The organism is Spirosoma soli (assembly GCF_042684525.1).
Classification (GTDB): domain Bacteria; phylum Bacteroidota; class Bacteroidia; order Cytophagales; family Spirosomataceae; genus Spirosoma; species Spirosoma soli.
This window is the reverse complement of sequence record NZ_JBHULN010000001.1, coordinates 820355-837598: the sequence shown is the minus strand read 5'-3', so window position 1 is coordinate 837598 and position 17244 is coordinate 820355. Positions and strand designations below refer to the sequence as shown.

Below are 17244 nucleotides of genomic sequence, written 5' to 3'. Positions count from 1 at the left end.
ACCGAGCAACACTCGTGGGTCAGCCTACCGTAAATAGTATACTGAATACCTTTTTAATGGGCAAAAACGGTGCGTTCAATTTTCTCCAGGCTGGTGCCTTTGGTTTCCGGCATCAGTCGCAGCACAAACACGAGTTGCAGCACCATCATGATCATGAAAAAGAGGAAGGTGTTCCCCCCACCGAATCGCTCGGATAGGTACGGAAACGTGAACGTGATGATGGCAGCCATGAACCAGTGCGTGAAACTGCCCAACGCCTGACCGCTGGCCCGTACTTCGTTCGGGAAGATCTCCGAGATGAACACCCAGATAACCGCCCCCTGCGAAAAACTGAAGAAGGCGATGTAGACGAACAGGAGCATCGGAACGGTCATGCCGCTGAAGTCTTCGACGTAGAACGCCCGCGCGACCAGCGCCAACGTCACGATCAGGCCCACCGAGCCAATTTTCATGAGGGTCCGGCGACCGTAGCGGTCAATCAGGTTGATTGAAATCAGGCAAAATACGAGGTTGATCACCCCAATACCCGCCGACGACAGCAGCGACGAGCTTTTACCCAGACCGGTCATTTCGAAAATGCGCGGGGCGTAATAAATAATGGCGTTAATCCCCGATACCTGATTAAAGACCGCGAACAGCACTGCCAGTACAATGGGCGTTTTATATTCCCCGGAAAACAGTCGGGCTGAGGCCGTCGTGTGGTGATTGCTCTCCTGAATGGCGACAAACGTCTGTTCGGTCGTCTCTGGGTCGATCATGTTCAGCACCTCACGCGCTTCGGTAACGTTACCTTTCTTTAGCAGCAGCCAGCGCGGACTTTCAGGAATGTTCAGTACTGTAATCAGGAAGATCAACGAGGGCAGCGCCTGAACGCCCAGCATCCATCGCCACGGCTCGGCTCCAGCGTCGGCCAGCAGGAAGTTAGACAGGTAAGCGATCAGGATGCCCAGCACAACATTGAACTGGAACAGAGCGACCAGCCGTCCGCGCGATTTAGGCGGGGAAATCTCAGAGATGTACATGGGAGCTGCCACCGACGACGCGCCCACGCCCAGACCACCCAGAAAGCGAAAAATCAGAAAAACAGGCCAGTTAGGAGCGAGAGCTGTGCCCAGAGAGGCCAGCAGATATAGCACCGCAATCCAGAAGAGGGTCCGTTTGCGGCCCAGCTGCTCGGCCGGGATGCCGCCCGTCATTGAGCCAATGACCGTACCGATCAGGGCGATGGAAACCGTAAGGCCGTGTTCCCACACGCTTAGGCCCCACAGGCTTTGCAGCGATTGCTCAACGCCAGAGATGACGGCGGTGTCGAAGCCGAAAAGGAAACCGCCCAGCGCGGCCGTGACCGACCAGAAGAAGATGCGTTGTTGTTGACTCATAACGACAGGGAGAATGTCAATTGATGAGTCAAAGCTATTTTACTATATCTAGGAAGGCTTACGGAAATGATTCAGATAATTACAAATTTGAGCTTTATTGTAAAATACTGGTTATTAGAAAGTTAATTTGGAGGGATAAGGGGAGAGTTACAGTTTTGATACAGCAATTTATAGTTTTGTTACAGGTGCCGCAGGGCTTTGCATAAGCACGGCTTATAGAAGATAATTTGTAAGCCCAATGTACACTGCCAGTAGGTTGTAGGTTTACACACTCACTGTTGGGGCTTTCCTGAACTCCGATGGGGTACGGTTTGTATGCTGTTTGAAGAATGTAGTGAAATAAGCCGGAGAACTGAAGCCGGTTTCGTAAGCGATTTCAGCAATGGGTTTGCTGGTTTCCGCCAATAGCGCTTTGGCTTTTGTTAACCGGATTTCTACGAAGTATTCGTTCACGTTCTTGCCTAGCAGGGTTTGCGCTTTACGGTAAAGCTGCACCCGTGACAGGCCCATCTCGCGACTTAGTTGTTCTACACCAAACGACGAATCGGTCAGGTGCTCCTCAATCAGGGCTGTCAATTCGTTCAGAAATTTCTTTTCCTGTCGGTTTTCAGTCTTAGCCAGGTAATCACCCGTGTACCGTTTCTGCCACTTCTCGCGGTTGGCCAATATGGTGTTGATCGTTTCCAGAAAGTAAGCCATCTGGAACGGCTTCGTGATGTAAGCGTCGGCCCCGGCCCGCGTTCCTTCAATGCGCTCCTCCATCTGGCCTTTGGCCGTCAGGAGAATAACGGGTATGGTAGACGTACGGAAATCGCTTTTTACCCGCTGGGTCAACTGAAGGCCATTCATATCGCCGGGTAACATGATATCGCTGATAATCAGGTCAGGAATTGTTTCCAGCGTGCGTTCCCACCCCTGTTTTGCAGACGCTTCGGCTACTACCTCGAAACGGTCACTCAACCGCGACACCAGATACTGCCGCAGGTCATCATGATCTTCAATAACCAGCAAAGTGCCCGCTTTGCTGGTCGGCGCGTTGGCCTCCGTAGGCCACGTTTGTGTCCATTCGTCAGCTAATGGCAAAATCGGAGTTGATTCCGGCGCAGGGCTGATTTCAGTTGTGTCCAGATGCGCATTGCCTAATGGAAGCTGTATAGTAAACGTAGTTCCGTTGCCTTTTTCAGACTGTACGTCTAGTTCACCATGATGCAACGTAACAAACTCCCGCGACAGCGCCAGCCCCAGTCCATTACCGAGCGTAAAATGCGTAGAGCTGGTATAGAAAAGGTCGAAGATTCGCTTTTGTTCATCAAGCGTCATGCCTTCGCCGTTGTCCTGCACCTGAATCTGAATAGTCTGTTCCAGCGTTTTCAGGCGGATATGAATGAAACCGCCCCGTGGTGTGTACTTGAAGGCGTTGGACAGCAGATTAAACAGCACTTTGTCCAGTTTTTCCCGGTCGAACCAGAGAGGGACTTCCGGGCAATCAGCCATGAAACGGAGGTCGATACGTAGTTTGTCCGCTTTCGTCTGGAAGTCCTGCACGATGTCATGGGTAAAGGCAACTACGTCTTCCTCTTTGGCTCGCAGCACTAGTTTACCAGCATCCGCCTTGCGCAGATCGAGCATCTGATCAACCAGTCGCAGTAGCCGGTAAGCGTTTTTCTGAATCATTGACAGGCTACTTCTTACTTCTCGTACGTCGACATGTCTTCGGGAAAGAAGCTCCTCGGTGGGCGTCAGAATAAGACTGAGCGGGGTGTTGAATTCGTGGGAGATGTACGAATAAAACCGCAGTTTCTCTTCGGTTGCCTGCCTGGCTTGTTTGGATACGGCTTCGATCTGGTCTTTCTGCTGGCGAATCTCCTCGTTCTGTTGGGTTAGTCGCTGATAAGCGGCCTGCTTTTGTCGGGCCAGGTAAAATGCGTAAGCGCCCAGAACAATCACAATCAGCAGACTAGCGAGGGTCAGATACAACGTGTTTTTCTGCGATACGTACGTCTGGTTCAAATCGTCGATGCGCTGCCGCTGCTTCTCAATGTCAATCTGCTGCTCGATTACCTTCTCGTTCTGGAGCTTCATAATTCGCACGTTTGTCGAATCAATCAGCGTGATCGGCAATCGATTTTCGCGTTTGAAAGACTGCTTTTTTAGAATGGCAATGGCCGTCCGAATCGCTTCTTTGCCACCCGTTGGATAAAGTACAGTAGCGCTCAAAATACCCCGATCGACGAGGTCGATGCCTTCATTCGGGCCGGGTAGTCCATCGACTCCAATAATCTTCACCTTTTTCTCAAGTCCTAATCGCTCACAGACGCGGTAAGCTTTCAGCGCGGTACGGTCGTTTTGCGCGAAGATGAGTTGTGTAGCCGGCTGGCTCTTCAGCCGTTGGGCAAGTTTGTTAGCAAACGATTGCTTATCCCAGTCTCCTTCCAGCTTCGTCACCAGCCGAATGCCCGGATGCTGGTCGATGGCTTCCATAAAGCCGCGGTGGCGATCAATGTCCGCCGAAGAACCCGGCGACTCCCCAATTTCCACTACGTTACCAAGGCCTTTCAATAGGGAGTTGGCATATAGGCCCGCTGTGCGACCTACTTCGACATTGTCTGCACCCACGTAGGCGGTGTATTGATCCGAAGCGGTGCGCCGGTCTACAACAATCACCGGAATGCCCTGTTGGTACGCTTTTTCAACAATGGGCGTCACGGGTCGGGCCGCGTTCGGCGAAACAATCAGTAAGTCAACCTTCTGATCGATAAGCTCCTGAATCTGTTCAACCTGTTTTGCGCTTTGGCCTTCGGCGTCTTTGACAATAAAGTCAACTTCGGGGCTAAACGACAGCTCACTTTTCATACTAGCCAGCATGGTCTTGCGCCAGGTATCGGCTCCGGTGCGTTGCGAAAACCCAATCCGATGCGCTGGTTTGGTTTTCGTGTCCGTGCATCCCGTCAGGTATGCCCACAAACCGGCTAGGAGCAGCCAGCCAAAAGCTGACTGCGTTTGTTGAATAAACCGGCGACGATACGGACAGGATGGTAGATAATGCATACTAGATCTTGAACGAAGTGACTAACTGGTATGAGTAGTCACCCTTCTTCAGATCAAAAATATGCATAAATTGCAAGGAAATTAGAATATTCTAATCCTAGTCCCTGTCAATGCTACGCTGTGGCAATAGCGTGTATACTCAGATTTTTGGGGTCAATTCGTTACTGATTTGTTCAGCGGCCTGGCGGAGGCTGTTTAAAACCAAGCTGGCTTTTTCGGTTGTATGCCGGTACATAGGCAAATACACACTGAGGCTGGCTATTATCTCTTCCTGCCGATACACGGGTACGGCATACCCAATAACCTGGCGTAAACTCTCTTGATAGGCATAGCCCCGATCCCGAATAATCTGAACCTGCGCGTAGAACTTGGGCTCGCTGGCGGCTTCTTCCCACACATCGGGGGTTGGTAAACCGTAGCGGTTTTTAAATTTAACGAGCTCTGCATCTGGTAGCGTACCGACTAGTAACCGCCCGGATGCCGAATCGTAAGCATGTTTTTCATCGGCGGTTTGCACCTGCAGGGGCTGGTCGCATAGCTCGCGGTGAATAATCAGCCGCTGATCGCCATTCAGAACCGCCAGCAAACAACTTTCTTCAAGCTGTCTGGAGAGGTGAAGCATGGGAGGTCGGGCTGCTTCTAAAATGTCTTTCCTGTAGGACGTGTTGCCTGTAAGCCAGTAGGCTCGTGATCCGAGGCAATACCCCTTTTTAGGGCCAGCCTGATCGAGATAACGTCGGTTGACCATTGTTTTCATAATGTTGGCGCAGGTCCCCTGGTTCAGACCGGCGGCTTCGGCTACCTCCGTCAACGATTTCGGGCGAGTCGGTTCAATAGCGACGTATTCAAGAATATCAAATGCTCTGTTAATGACCTGAATCATAGTTTATATACTTTTATAATATAAAATTATAAATAGTTCTAATAAAAAGACTTTAAGTACTCTCAAAATTTACAGAAAATTGAAGAAACATTGGTTTTGGCCAAATAGAAGCTCTCAATTAAAGATTCTTTCAATGCATATTTATCAAGCTAAGACTTTTGTAAGAAAAAGTTTTACTAATACTTGCTTTATTCATAAATATAAATCAAAATTAAATCATTATCAATTTTAGTTTTATATTATAAAATATAAATAATTCTAAACCCATGACGAAATTGATCTACTATTCGTGTCTGTGGCTGCTACTTCTTGTCGGGAGGGTTGTAGTAGGGCAGTCAATTACGGTTTCTGGCCGAGTTACGTCGGATGCCGGACGCGAAGCGCTTCCAGGGGTTAACGTCTCGGTTGAAGGCACAACCACTGGTACCACTACCGCGGCTGACGGCACCTATCGGATTAGTATACCATCAGCTTCGGCAACGATCGTTTTTTCCTACATCGGATATATCACGCAACGCATGAAGCCAGGAGGGCGCACCCAACTTGACGTGACGCTGGAAGAAGATAATAAATCGCTGAATGAAGTGGTTGTGGTTGGCTACGGAACCAAAGATCGCCGGGACGTAACGACGGCTATTTCGTCGGTCAGTGGTAAGGATATTCAGAATCTGCCGGTAGCCTCACCGGTGGCCCTGTTGCAGGGCCGTACGGCCGGCGTGCAGATTGTTAACAATACGGGCGCGCCAGGGGCGAGTAACCTGACCATTCGGGTGCGGGGGGCTACCTCTATCAATGCCGGTAACAATCCACTATTCATCGTGGATGGCCTGCCGTTTGAAGGAGGTACGTCGGATATCAACCCCAACGATATTGAGAGTATTGAAGTGTTGAAAGATGCCGCAGCTTCGGCTATTTACGGGTCGCGGGCTGCCAACGGGGTTGTTCTGATTACGACCAAACGCGGCAAAAGCGGGAAAGCGTCGATCAACTTCAATTACTATAAAGGAATTCAGCAGGTTGACCGCACCCGGTTGCCCAAACTGATGAACTCCACTGAGTTTATTGAGCTGATTCAGGAGCAGCGGGCAAACGGGGCGGGCGTTACGTCCCTGTACGCCTTTGTGCTTCCCGAAAATGGCATTATCGGCGGCAATGGCCGGATCTCGGATACAAATTGGCTGGATGAAGTCATTCAGACAGGGGCGATGGATAATTATGAAATTGCTGTTCAGGGGGGTGAAAATAAACTGAAGTTCTACCTGAGTGGTGCGCTACTGAATCAAAAAGGAGCGCTCGTTTTTACGGACTATAAACGCTATACCGGAAAGCTGAATCTGGATTATCAGGCTTCGAACAAGCTCAAGCTGGGCACCAGCATCAACTTCACCCGCGGACTTACGAACGGAACGCCCGAAAACGAGGGCGGTACATTCCAGGCAGCTTTGTTCAAAGCGCCCGTTAACCCGGTTCGCGCCATTGACGGCACGTATTTTCTGGAGGATATTTCCGGGATACTCAACCCGGTTGCCGTTCCAGATCTGGAAACGCGGCTGAAAACCAAAACCCGCCTGTTGGCCAACGCTTTTGCCGAATTCACAATTCTACCGGGTCTAAATTTCAAGACTTCCTGGGGAACCGATTTAGTCTACGAACGGGACGACTTCTTTCAGCCGTCCACATCTCGTCGGGGTACGGTTGCTAATGGTAGTACAAACACCGAAGATGACGTCAACTGGATTTATGAGCATACGCTTAATTACGCAACCTTCTTTGGTCAACACCGCCTAACGGCCCTGTTGGGTTACAGCCAGTTAGAAAATACGCGTTCCAGTACGTTTATGGCGGCCCGGGATTACGGCACCAACAGTATCGAAACCCTCAACGCTGCCTCGACGCCGACAGCTGCTACCTCATCCAAACGGACCAATGGGCTATCGTCACTCTTTGGTCGGGTCGGTTATATCTACGCCAATAAATATTACCTGGAGGCCAGCTTGCGGCAGGATGGTTCGTCGAAGTTTGGTGCCAACAACCGCTATGCACTCTTCCCGGCGGCTTCGATTGGCTGGCAGGTGGGTCGGGAGGCATTCTTCGAGAACCTGGCTAAATCAATAAATGATTTCAAGATCCGCGCCAGCTACGGCCGAACGGGTAACCAGGGGGGTATCGGCGAATACACCAGCCAGGGGGCTTTTGCGACGGGACAAGGTTACGTCGGACAAAACGGCGTCGGTCCCACGGCTATTGCAAACCCCGACTTGAAATGGGAAACGACGGATCAGTTTAACCTCGGAGCCGACATATCGTTCCTGAAGTCGCGGGTGAGTTTCAGTGCCGATGTGTATCTCAAGCGGACCAGCAATCTGCTGCTGAACGTCCAGTTACCATCAACATCGGGTTTCGGTAGTGCCTTGCAAAACGTCGGGAATACCGAGAACCGGGGGGTAGAACTCAGCCTGAACACGATCAATGTCGACGGGCCTGCGCTCCGCTGGACGTCGAACTTTAACATCAGCTTCAATAAGAATAAGATCATTAAGCTCTACAACGGCACGGACATCATCAACACCCGGGGCGGCACTGGCTTTGGACAAGCCCGAACGTTCAACCTCTTGCGGGAAGGTCAGGCCATCGGTGCCTTTTTCGGGTGGGAAGCCAATGGTATTTACGCGACCTCGGCCGAGAATGAACGTCAGTTACGCGCCGACAACGCGACTGGATACATCTTTCGGGGGGGCGATATGCGGTTTGTTGACCAGAACGGCGACAACATCATCGACGACCGCGACCGCGTTGTGATTGGTAACGCCCTGCCCAGGTTTACCGGTGGTTTCACCAACAACCTTCAGTACAAGAACTTCCAACTGGACGTATTGGCTCAGTTTACCTACGGCAACGACGTGTACAACGGCACCCGGACGGTCAGCGAGAGTATGTTTCAGTTTGCCAATGCGGCCAAGATCATCCGGAACCGCTGGCGGAAAGAGGGCGACGTAACCGATATTCCCCGCGCTGATCATACCGACCCCGGTGGTAACCGACGCACGTCGACCCGCTGGCTGGAAGATGGCTCGTACCTACGTATCAAAACCGTAACGCTGGCTTATAACGTACCGTCGGCGCTGCTCCAGAAGATTCGCGTCAGTAACCTACGGTTGTATGCTACGGCCCAGAACCTGTTCACGTTTACGCGCTATACCGGTATCGACCCAGAAGCTAATTCGTACGGCGGCAGCGGGGGCGTAACCGATTTGGGCTTCGATTACGCTGCCTATCCGCAGTACAAGACCTTCCTTTTTGGTGTTAACCTCGGTTTTTAATCCGGAACTCTACGAACCACCTTTATGAAAACTATACAAATACACTTACTCGCCCTGTTGGCCTTGTCGCTGATGACCGTGTCGGGTTGTGAGAATGTAACCGAGCAGGTCAATCCGAGCGGTATTACGGCGACCAACTTCTACAAAACGGCGGCCGATGCCGACGTGGCCATCAATGCCTGTTACGATGCTTTCCAGAATCCGGACCGTTACGTATTCTGGGGCGATGGGCGTACGGATCTGTTTGCCGTGACTGACCGGTCAGGTCTGAGCGAACAGCAATTGGTTAATGGTGATCTGAACGCTACCAATGGATTTGTGTCGTGGGACATCATGTACAACGCTATTAAACGGACCAACAGCGTCCTGAAGAATGTGCCGAACATTGCTGACGCTGGGTTAGATAATCGCAGAGAGCGCATTCTGGGGGAGGCTTATTTCCTGCGGGCGATGGCGTATTTCTATTTGGTCAGAACGTTCGATAATGTGCCTTTAATTCTGGAACCGTATGAAAGCCTAAAGCAGGATTTTTTGCCTAAGCAGGCCACACCCGAGCAGGTTTACGCACAAGTGGAAGCCGACCTGAAAGAAGCCGAAAAGCGCCTGACCGACCGGCCGTTTACGTCTGCCGTTGAACTGAAGGGCAAAGCATCACTGGGGGCCGTGCGATCAGCCCTAACGGACCTGTATCTGTGGCAGAAGAAATACCAGCAGGCGGCCGACGCGGCTCAGCAGGTGATCAGCAGTCCGGCAGGCTATGCGCTGGTGTCGGGAGTTAACTTCGGAACGATATTTTTTAACAAAAATACGGCCGAGTCGATCTGGGAAGTTCAGCTTAATAACACCTACCTTGAAGGCAACAATAACTTTTTGGTAAACCAGTTTCTACCGCTCGGCGGTACGGGGTATGCTGGCGGAAACTGGACGCTTAAATACTCGGCTAAACTCCTGAATGCTTACGTGCCAGCCGATGTGCGCGGGCCGGTAACCGTCCGAAATACGGGAACACCAGGAGCTCCCTATCGCGATCCAAATACCGAGTACATCAATAAATATCAGGGAACGCTGGCGAACCAGAATGCGCTTCGGTTCTTTGATGCCAACCAGGTCATCTACCGCCTGGCCGACGTAATTCTGATGCGGGCCGAAGCGCTAAATGAACTGGGCAAAACTGCCGATGCTATTCTGTTGCTGAACCAGATTCGCACCCGCGCGGGTCTGCCAGCAACGACGGCTGTCTCGCAGGCGGATGTTCGTCTGGCCATTGAGAACGAGCGATTCCTGGAGCTGGCTTTTGAGGGAAAGCGCTATTTCGACCTGAAACGGACCGGACGTTATGCCGCTGTGACGGGTAAAACCAATCCGAACTGGCTGCGTTGGCCCATCACCGCCAACGAGTTGACACTCAATCCGAACCTCGTTCAGAACCCTGGCTATTAAGCCAAGGCTAAATCCTACCAAATTATGAAAAATAGAATCAAAGCCGGAATTGCCCTGCTGTTACTGGTAACGGTTTTACTGGGCTGTACCGAAGAGGAAGTATATAAAGAACTGCCCAAGGCAGTTTACATAGCTAACAAGGTGCCCGATGGGACGGCCAACCTCTTAGGCTCAACCAGCGCCAGAAAAACCGTAGCGGCTGGTGCGGCCCGAGTTTACGTTAACCAGCCATACGACAAAGACGTAACTGTAAACTTTACCCTCGCCGGTACAGCGATTCAGGGCCAGGATTACACGCCACCCGCTACGCAAAGTGTAACGATTCCTGCCGGTAAATACTCGGCCGAAATCAATTTTACAGTCCTCAACAATCCTAATCTGACGGCTAACAGAACCGTGATTATTAATCTGACAGCGGCTACGGAAGGGTTTGAACTGGGGCTTGGCGTGGCGAAAGGATACGCTACGTTTACGTACACGATTACACCGTAAGAATTTCAACATAGGTTGGTTGCGGTCAGGTGGTTGAGGCTTTCGGCTACCTGATTCTTTACACTTCTACAACGGAAGAATTGGGTTCATAACAAATGAATACGTTTTGCCCAAGACTCTATTCTGGGACAAATGCCTGCTTGATGTTTTTGTTTAATAGTCAAGGTTTTATGATAAAAGTGGCGTATATCTATATAGTGATTAGTGTGTTTGTTGCCTTTACTGCAAAGGGAGACGACTTCACTCATTTTATCACCAGGAAGGACGACCAGTTAATGGATGGCAACCGCGTTTTCAGGTTTATATCGGTAAACACGCCAACCATCAACGGGCATTACGATGGCTATAAAAACACGAATCCGGCGAGTGGCTATGTGTATGACCCTATAGAACTTTCCTATGAAATGGAAGCCCATTTTAAGGATATGGTTCAAATGGGCGTTACGGTGATTCGAACCTGGGGAATCACGGTTGAGGATGGTTCGGGAGAATATGAAGCCCTGGTTACGGGGCCTAATTCCTACAATGAGACCGCATTCAGACGCATCGATAAGATGCTGGAATTGTGTAATAAGCACAAAATTAGGGTGATTCTTTGCCTGGTTAAAGAAAACAAATATTGGGGTTCCACAGCCGATTTTAGTAAGCTCTACGGAGGTGGCGATTACTACCAGACCCCCGCCGTTAAAGCCGGTTTCAAGGATTTGCTGCGGACGTTTGCCAATCGGAAAAATCAGTTTACGGGGGTAACTTATAAAAATGACAAGGCGATTATGGCCTGGGAATTTGGTAACGAAGTGCCCAACGATAAAGGAGGCTGGATCGCTGAGATGGCTGATTATCTGAAAAGCATTGACCCCAATCATTTGATTGCCGATCCACGTCGGGCCAATGGGGTGCAGCAGATGAAGGAAAACGTGAACGATGTCCTGGCGAATAATAAGAATATAGACATCGTAAAAACCCGACAGTACCCCAACTACCGCAACAGCGTAACCGAGCTATGGAACGAATGCAAAGGGAAGCGTCCCATGATCCTTGATGAGTTTCAGCGGCTGGACGGTTTCAAAGATGTGCTGGAACAGGTGTATAACACGGGCGTGAGTGGAGCGTTACTGTGGAGTCTGATGAAACCGCAGTATAGCGGTGGCATTGGCGGACACGCTCTATTCCATTCGTATTCATGGGGAGGTAGCCGTTGGCCCGGATTTGATAGTGGCGACTATTTCAACGAGCGGGAAAACCTGATGTTGATCCGGTCATACGGCTATAAAATCAGAGGGGAGAAGGAGCCGCCACTACCCGCCCCGACGGATGCGCCGTATCTGTACCCCAGTCTACGGAGCGATGCCATAGCGTTAAAATGGCGGTGTTCGCCCGGAGCCAGACACTATATCGTAGAACGGGCCACTTCCTTAAAAGGCCCCTGGCAAACAATCAGTGGCGATCTGGACATTAGTTACGACCTATACTTTTACCCCTTGTTTACCGATGCAAGCGCCGTTCCGGGCAAGTCCTATTATTACCGAATCAAAGGTAAAAACGAGGCTGGCATTTCACCCGTTTCGAACGTAATAGGCCCTTTGGCACCTGCAAACCGGATGGTGATGGATAATCTAAAAGATTTTTCATTAGCCTACGCTCACTCCGAAAATCTTAGGATCAGCGCCGAATCATGGCCCCGGCTTCGACAAACGGAAGAAGATTTTTTCCAGGCGGAAAGAGCCGCAGGAAGTGATTCTGGCGAGCTGGTGTATCGTGCCGATACCTTGACATGGATTGACGTTATCGCGTTCAGCGACAAGGTGGATAGTGTTAATCTACTCTACTCGACCGATGGCTCCGTCTGGAATCCATTACCTGAGGGATTAGTTGTTAAAAGTCATCGATTAGCCTATCCAAGCCAGATTTCAGGAAACAAAGACAACTCAATTGATAAGTACACGTACGCTGTACCGGTGCTACCGCACGGAACTGTCGCGGTCAAGATTGTGACCGGAAATGCCCAGGCAGCAAACACGTATCCATGGATTGCGCGGGTTCATCTTGGCTTCAACGGGTCCCTGAAAAAGGCCAAACAGCTCTAACCGGGCAAGTCTGGGATTGTCTAAACCAATCAACCTGTCAGTTTAAGCGCTTGAACAGTCTACGTCGAAACCGTTTGTCTTTGCATCTTAACGAATGACACGAATCCTCTTTTTACTGATGACTATTGTACTCACTTCTTCATTCCGCAACGAAGAGCCGGTTGATGCTGACCCATTCACGACCAGGGTGCTTAAAATGCCCAATCTGGTGGCTTTGTGGGATTTCAAAGAAGCCGAGGGGCAGAACAGAAAGGCCAGGGGGGTAAGTGAATTCCCGCTGAAGGAAACAGACGGTACGCTGGCACGAATTAACGAAGGCCCCCTGTCGGGTTATTCAACTCTGTTTACCGGTGATGCGTACCTCTCTTTACCTAATTCCGAAACGGGGCGGCTCAATATTCATGGTAAAAGTCAGGGCGTTACGGTAGTCGCCTGGGTAAAGTGGACGGGTGAACAGACGGGTTTTGTGGGCGGAATGTGGAATGAATACAAGGACGGTGGCAAACGTCAGTACGGCCTGTTTGTGTCGTTGCCGCATTATAATGGGCGCAATCAGGTGTGCGGTCATGTTTCCCTGACTGGTAAACCCACGCCCCCTTTCCCGTATTCAATCGACTATTCGGCCAGTAAGCAAACTGTCCGGGCCAATGAGTGGACTTGCGTAGCATTTACGTACGACGGAGCGCAAATCAAGTCGTTTCTGAACGGGGTGTTTGACCCCCGCGAACCCGAATTAATCGATCATACGACTGGTTTCGATGGCTACCCAAACGGACTGACGCAATCCAAAAACCCATACCGATATAGTGAAGGCATTGGCAACAACGGCTCCGATTTCACGGTCGGAGCGGTGTTGCTCAAAGCGGGTATGGGTAATCGGTTCAGAGGACAAATCGGTGGACTGGCGGTCTTTGACCGGGCTTTAACAGACGAGGAGATGAAGACGCTAGCAGAACCGGTCGCCAACCGGCCTCCTGGCAAATGAGCGATTATACACCGTCTAACGAACGAATAGGTAAACTGGAGCCCTAAACGCAGCTTGATCTTTATGCAGCTTTCGTACCTCTTTTTCGGCTATCCAACCGAACCACAGGCTACTCTGGTGCGGCAAATGGGCGTTCGATACGCCATTGCCAAACTAGCTCCTGACCTGACCGGCGATGCTCCACCGTATGCGTTCGATGCACTGAAACGGGCCAAGGATCGCTTTGCCAATGCCGGTTTTGAGTTAATTGGACTGGAGGGCGACCAGTTTGACATGAGCCGGATTAAGTTCGGTCTGGACGGCCGCGACGAGGACATAGAGCGGTACGGACAGATGCTTACCAACATGGGTGAACTGCATATTAACCTGCTTTGCTACAACTTCATGGCCGGGATCGGCTGGTACCGAACGCATACCGAAACGGCCGAACGGGGTGGGGCACTGGTCAGTAGCTTCGACGCTGAGTTCGCCAGAACACTACCACTGACCGAATATGGCGAAGTACCGGAAGAACAGATCTGGGAAAACTATCAATACTTTATTAAACGCGTAATACCCATCGCTGAGCAGGCTGGCGTTCGGATGGCCTTGCATCCCGACGATCCACCGGTATCTCTCTTGCGTGGCATTGGGCGGATTTTTACCAATGCCGACGGCGTTCGGCGGGCGTTGTCACTGAGCGATAGCCCGGCCCACGGACTAACCTTCTGCCAGGGAACGTATACGACCATGGGCGAAGATGTAGCCAGTCTGATTCAGGAGTGGAAAGACCGGATTCGCTTCGTGCATATCCGCGACGTGGCAGGAACCCGCGAGCATTTTCACGAAACCTTCCACGACAACGGCCCTACTGACATGGCGGCCATGCTGCGGTGTTATCAGGAAATTGAGTTTACTGGGCCACTACGTTCGGACCACGTACCGACGATGGCAGGCGAGGACAATACACATTTTGGCTACGGCATGCTGGGTAATTTGTTTGGTATCGGCTACATCAAAGGTCTGATGGATGCGCTGGCCATACCAACCAATACCGCTGATTTTAGACATACTTAACCGGGATGAAAAACAGAATACATTACTTGTCGATATGGGTTGTCTGTCTGCTGGCAACCTATAGCCGGGCGCAACCCGTAACGCTGTCGCTCACCGACCATATCGTCGACCTGACGAAACGCAACTGGAGTTTCGTCGCCTACGAACCGAAACAGACGCCATCGTACGCGGAGGTAAGCGCCCGGAAAGATTGGCGACCGATCAAAGTCGGTCAGCGCTGGGAGTTTTTAGGACACCCGGAACTGATCGACAAAACCGTTTGGGTGAAGCTCACGTTTCACGCTCCGGCGGAGTTGAACGCTTACAAAATTGGCTTTTTCGCCACGATGATCGACGACGAAGGGGCTGTTTACCTCAACGGCGAGCCAATTGGTACGTTCAAATACCTCACGGGTGGGAAGGTGCCCCACCCGGTTGATATGGACTTGACGCCCAAGGTTAACTGGGGTAAGGAAAATACGCTCGTGGTCGAGATTCGGGACGTGGTGACGCAGCGTATGGGCGGCATCATTGGGAGTGCCTGCCTCTATAAAACCCTACCTAATGAGCGTACGGAAGCTGGCGGTATTCGGTTGAAACAGTCCGTCAACGAACCGCTGGCCGTTTTGCTTCATCAAGGTGATGCCAGGTTGACCAAAGGCAATCAGCAGACATTCGACACGCAGGCGCTCGCTGAGTTACACACGCCCCCGTCCATTCTGCGAGAAGATGAGTTAATCATTGTTGCCCCAGCGAAACACCTGTCCGACAAAAAGTATCTGGCCGTTGATCTCGACAACATTAACCCAGTCTCGGTCAGCGATTCCCTCAACCTTAAAACTGGTACCTTGCCCAGGACCGTGGGTTTGTACGAAATGCTTCGTATTCCGGTTGAGGCAACGGGGACGTACACCAACCCCTTCGACCCGAAGCAGATCACGGTTCAGGCCATTATCGAGACGCCTTCGGGTAAAATAGAAAAAGTAGGCGCCTTCTTCGGGCAGGACTTCGAGCCGGTTAGCCCGAGTGCGGAGGAAGAGATTCTATTGCCCATCAAAGGTAACCCGTGGAAGCTATACTACCGTCCTCGTGAGAAAGGTGTCCACAAAGTTGAACTGTTTGCGCAGGATCGCAGCGGACTGAAGCGGGCCGTGGCGGGTAGTTTCGAAGCCGTGGCCTCAAACGCGCGGGGGTATCTCCGCAAGAGCAACGTGGAACCCCGGTTCTACGAATTCGACAACGGCGAACCCTATTACGGACGTGGACCGAGTGGCTGGTTTCGGGGGAGTCGATTCCTGTTCGGGGGGAATATCCGCTGGGTGCCGTACAAACTCCTGGACGAATACTACGACCGAAAACAGGCTAACGGCAGCAATTTCGAGTACTTAGCCACTTTTCATTTCGGGACGCTGTACATCAAAGACGGTTTCATTGATCAGCACGTGGCCTGGAAGATGGAGCAGTCGCTGCGGAGCATGGAGCGCCACGGACTTTACTGGATTGTGTTTCACGACGGTATCCTTCGTTCCTACCAGAATGGCTTCGAAACGTTGCCTTACTCAGCTGCGCAGGGTGGCCCTTGTAAAAATATCAACGAGGTGTATACGCACCCGGTGGCGCTGGAGATGCAGAAAAACGAACTGCGCTACATGGTCAGCCGGATGGCCGACAGCCCGTCGCTCTGGCTCTGGAACTGCGGAGACGAAACCCAACCCGGCACCAAACTCTCGCCCGTGATGGTGCGCGACTGGTTGAAGGAACTTCACGGCTACATTCGCCAGACGGACATTTATGGCCATTCGCATTCTATCGGCGAGTACGAAAACGCGTTGCTCAACGGTGGTGACGTGGTTCTGCTGGGCGACTGGTATTACCACAACAACAACCGGGGCGACGAGTACGACCAGCTTTGCAACGGCGAAAAGAGTCAGGACAACATCGGGTATAACCTCTGTTTGCAGGAGAAATTTAAGGACTGGAAGGTTCCGGTTGTAAACATCGAGGGCGGTATCTGCCAGTGGGAAAACTTCTCGTGGTTGAGTGGCGAGAAATACAAAAAATTCCCGGAAGCGATTGACTTTCACCAGCATCTCTGGATAAGTCTCTTCACGAAAATGGCCGCTGGTGGTACCGAATGGCTCAATCAGGCGCTGGATGATATGAAGGAGCTATATCACGCCAAAGCGATAGCCAACTACGTGGAGGGTGAGCCATTGACGCGGACGTTCCATGAGTCGATTACACCGACGGTATCTAATCAGGGATTACGGGCGTTTGGCTTACAAACCGACAGCAAGACCCTGGTCTGGATTGACAACCGATTCTACAACTGGTACAATATCGGGGTTCAGAAAAAAGCACCGGTACCCGTGCGGAACGCCCAGCTACAGATTTCGGTAAAGAAGCCCGGTACCTACCAGGTCGAGATTTGGGATACACGCAAGGGAGCGGTGCTGAAGAAAACCCCCGTGAAAGCCGACGGCCAACTGGTGAAAGTGGCTTTGCCGGATGTAGACAAGGACGTAGCGCTCAAGATTACTCACATGGAGCAGGCTGCTCGCTAACCTTTCATTAT

The 17244-nt window shown here is 51.3% G+C and carries 10 protein-coding genes; 7 read left to right on the top strand and 3 right to left on the bottom strand.

Going from position 1 to position 17244, the window contains the following annotated elements; translation table 11 throughout:
* Window positions 1-53: 53 nt before the first annotated feature.
* The 3 genes from ACFSUS_RS03450 to ACFSUS_RS03440 form a co-directional block, all read right to left on the bottom strand.
* Entirely contained in the window at window positions 54-1379 is a 1326-nt protein-coding gene (locus ACFSUS_RS03450; RefSeq protein WP_381519089.1) for a sugar porter family MFS transporter, read from the bottom strand.
* A gap of 264 nt (window positions 1380-1643) precedes the next feature.
* Complete coding sequence (locus ACFSUS_RS03445; RefSeq protein ID WP_381519087.1) at window positions 1644-4427, bottom strand: substrate-binding domain-containing protein; 2784 nt, start codon at window positions 4425-4427, stop codon at window positions 1644-1646.
* Between the two features lie 139 nt (window positions 4428-4566).
* On the bottom strand, window positions 4567-5310 hold the full coding sequence (locus ACFSUS_RS03440) for an IclR family transcriptional regulator (RefSeq protein ID WP_381519084.1): 744 nt from the start codon (window positions 5308-5310) through the stop codon (window positions 4567-4569).
* 266 nt (window positions 5311-5576) lie between these two features.
* Here ACFSUS_RS03440 and ACFSUS_RS03435 point away from each other — a divergent pair, with 266 nt between their 5' ends.
* The 7 genes from ACFSUS_RS03435 to ACFSUS_RS03405 all read left to right on the top strand — a co-directional run bounded on the left by ACFSUS_RS03435 (window position 5577) and on the right by ACFSUS_RS03405 (window position 17233).
* Window positions 5577-8630, top strand: a complete 3054-nt coding sequence (locus ACFSUS_RS03435) for a SusC/RagA family TonB-linked outer membrane protein (RefSeq protein ID WP_381519081.1) — start codon at window positions 5577-5579, stop codon at window positions 8628-8630.
* A 24-nt stretch (window positions 8631-8654) separates the two neighbouring features.
* Window positions 8655-10070, top strand: coding sequence for a RagB/SusD family nutrient uptake outer membrane protein (locus tag ACFSUS_RS03430; RefSeq protein ID WP_381519079.1), 1416 nt, complete (start codon window positions 8655-8657; stop codon window positions 10068-10070).
* 24 nt (window positions 10071-10094) lie between these two features.
* Window positions 10095-10562 carry a hypothetical protein gene (locus ACFSUS_RS03425; protein ID WP_381519076.1) on the top strand — a complete coding sequence of 156 codons (468 nt, stop codon included), beginning with the start codon at window positions 10095-10097 and terminating at the stop codon, window positions 10560-10562.
* Window positions 10563-10732: 170 nt separating this feature from the next.
* On the top strand, window positions 10733-12649 hold the full coding sequence (locus ACFSUS_RS03420; RefSeq protein ID WP_381519074.1) for a hypothetical protein: 1917 nt from the start codon (window positions 10733-10735) through the stop codon (window positions 12647-12649).
* A 118-nt stretch (window positions 12650-12767) separates the two neighbouring features.
* On the top strand, window positions 12768-13634 hold the full coding sequence (locus ACFSUS_RS03415) for a LamG domain-containing protein (RefSeq protein ID WP_381519071.1): 867 nt from the start codon (window positions 12768-12770) through the stop codon (window positions 13632-13634).
* Window positions 13635-13697: 63 nt separating this feature from the next.
* Window positions 13698-14690, top strand: coding sequence for a mannonate dehydratase (locus ACFSUS_RS03410; RefSeq protein ID WP_381519068.1), 993 nt, complete (start codon window positions 13698-13700; stop codon window positions 14688-14690).
* A gap of 5 nt (window positions 14691-14695) precedes the next feature.
* The gene (locus tag ACFSUS_RS03405) at window positions 14696-17233 is read left to right on the top strand and encodes a hypothetical protein (RefSeq protein WP_381519065.1); all 2538 of its coding nucleotides are present in this window, start codon (window positions 14696-14698) and stop codon (window positions 17231-17233) included.
* Window positions 17234-17244 lie beyond the last annotated feature (11 nt).

What these genes read in the sequence shown, in the direction of transcription:
- ACFSUS_RS03450 (WP_381519089.1), bottom strand. Translation starts at nt 1,379, where the DNA reads ATGAGTCAACAACAACGCATCTTCTTCTGGTCGGTCACGGCCGCGCTG.
- ACFSUS_RS03445 (WP_381519087.1), bottom strand. Translation starts at nt 4,427, where the DNA reads ATGCATTATCTACCATCCTGTCCGTATCGTCGCCGGTTTATTCAACAA.
- ACFSUS_RS03440 (WP_381519084.1), bottom strand. Translation starts at nt 5,310, where the DNA reads ATGATTCAGGTCATTAACAGAGCATTTGATATTCTTGAATACGTCGCT.
- ACFSUS_RS03435 (WP_381519081.1), top strand. Translation starts at nt 5,577, where the DNA reads ATGACGAAATTGATCTACTATTCGTGTCTGTGGCTGCTACTTCTTGTC.
- ACFSUS_RS03430 (WP_381519079.1), top strand. Translation starts at nt 8,655, where the DNA reads ATGAAAACTATACAAATACACTTACTCGCCCTGTTGGCCTTGTCGCTG.
- ACFSUS_RS03425 (WP_381519076.1), top strand. Translation starts at nt 10,095, where the DNA reads ATGAAAAATAGAATCAAAGCCGGAATTGCCCTGCTGTTACTGGTAACG.
- ACFSUS_RS03420 (WP_381519074.1), top strand. Translation starts at nt 10,733, where the DNA reads ATGATAAAAGTGGCGTATATCTATATAGTGATTAGTGTGTTTGTTGCC.
- ACFSUS_RS03415 (WP_381519071.1), top strand. Translation starts at nt 12,768, where the DNA reads ATGACTATTGTACTCACTTCTTCATTCCGCAACGAAGAGCCGGTTGAT.
- ACFSUS_RS03410 (WP_381519068.1), top strand. Translation starts at nt 13,698, where the DNA reads ATGCAGCTTTCGTACCTCTTTTTCGGCTATCCAACCGAACCACAGGCT.
- ACFSUS_RS03405 (WP_381519065.1), top strand. Translation starts at nt 14,696, where the DNA reads ATGAAAAACAGAATACATTACTTGTCGATATGGGTTGTCTGTCTGCTG.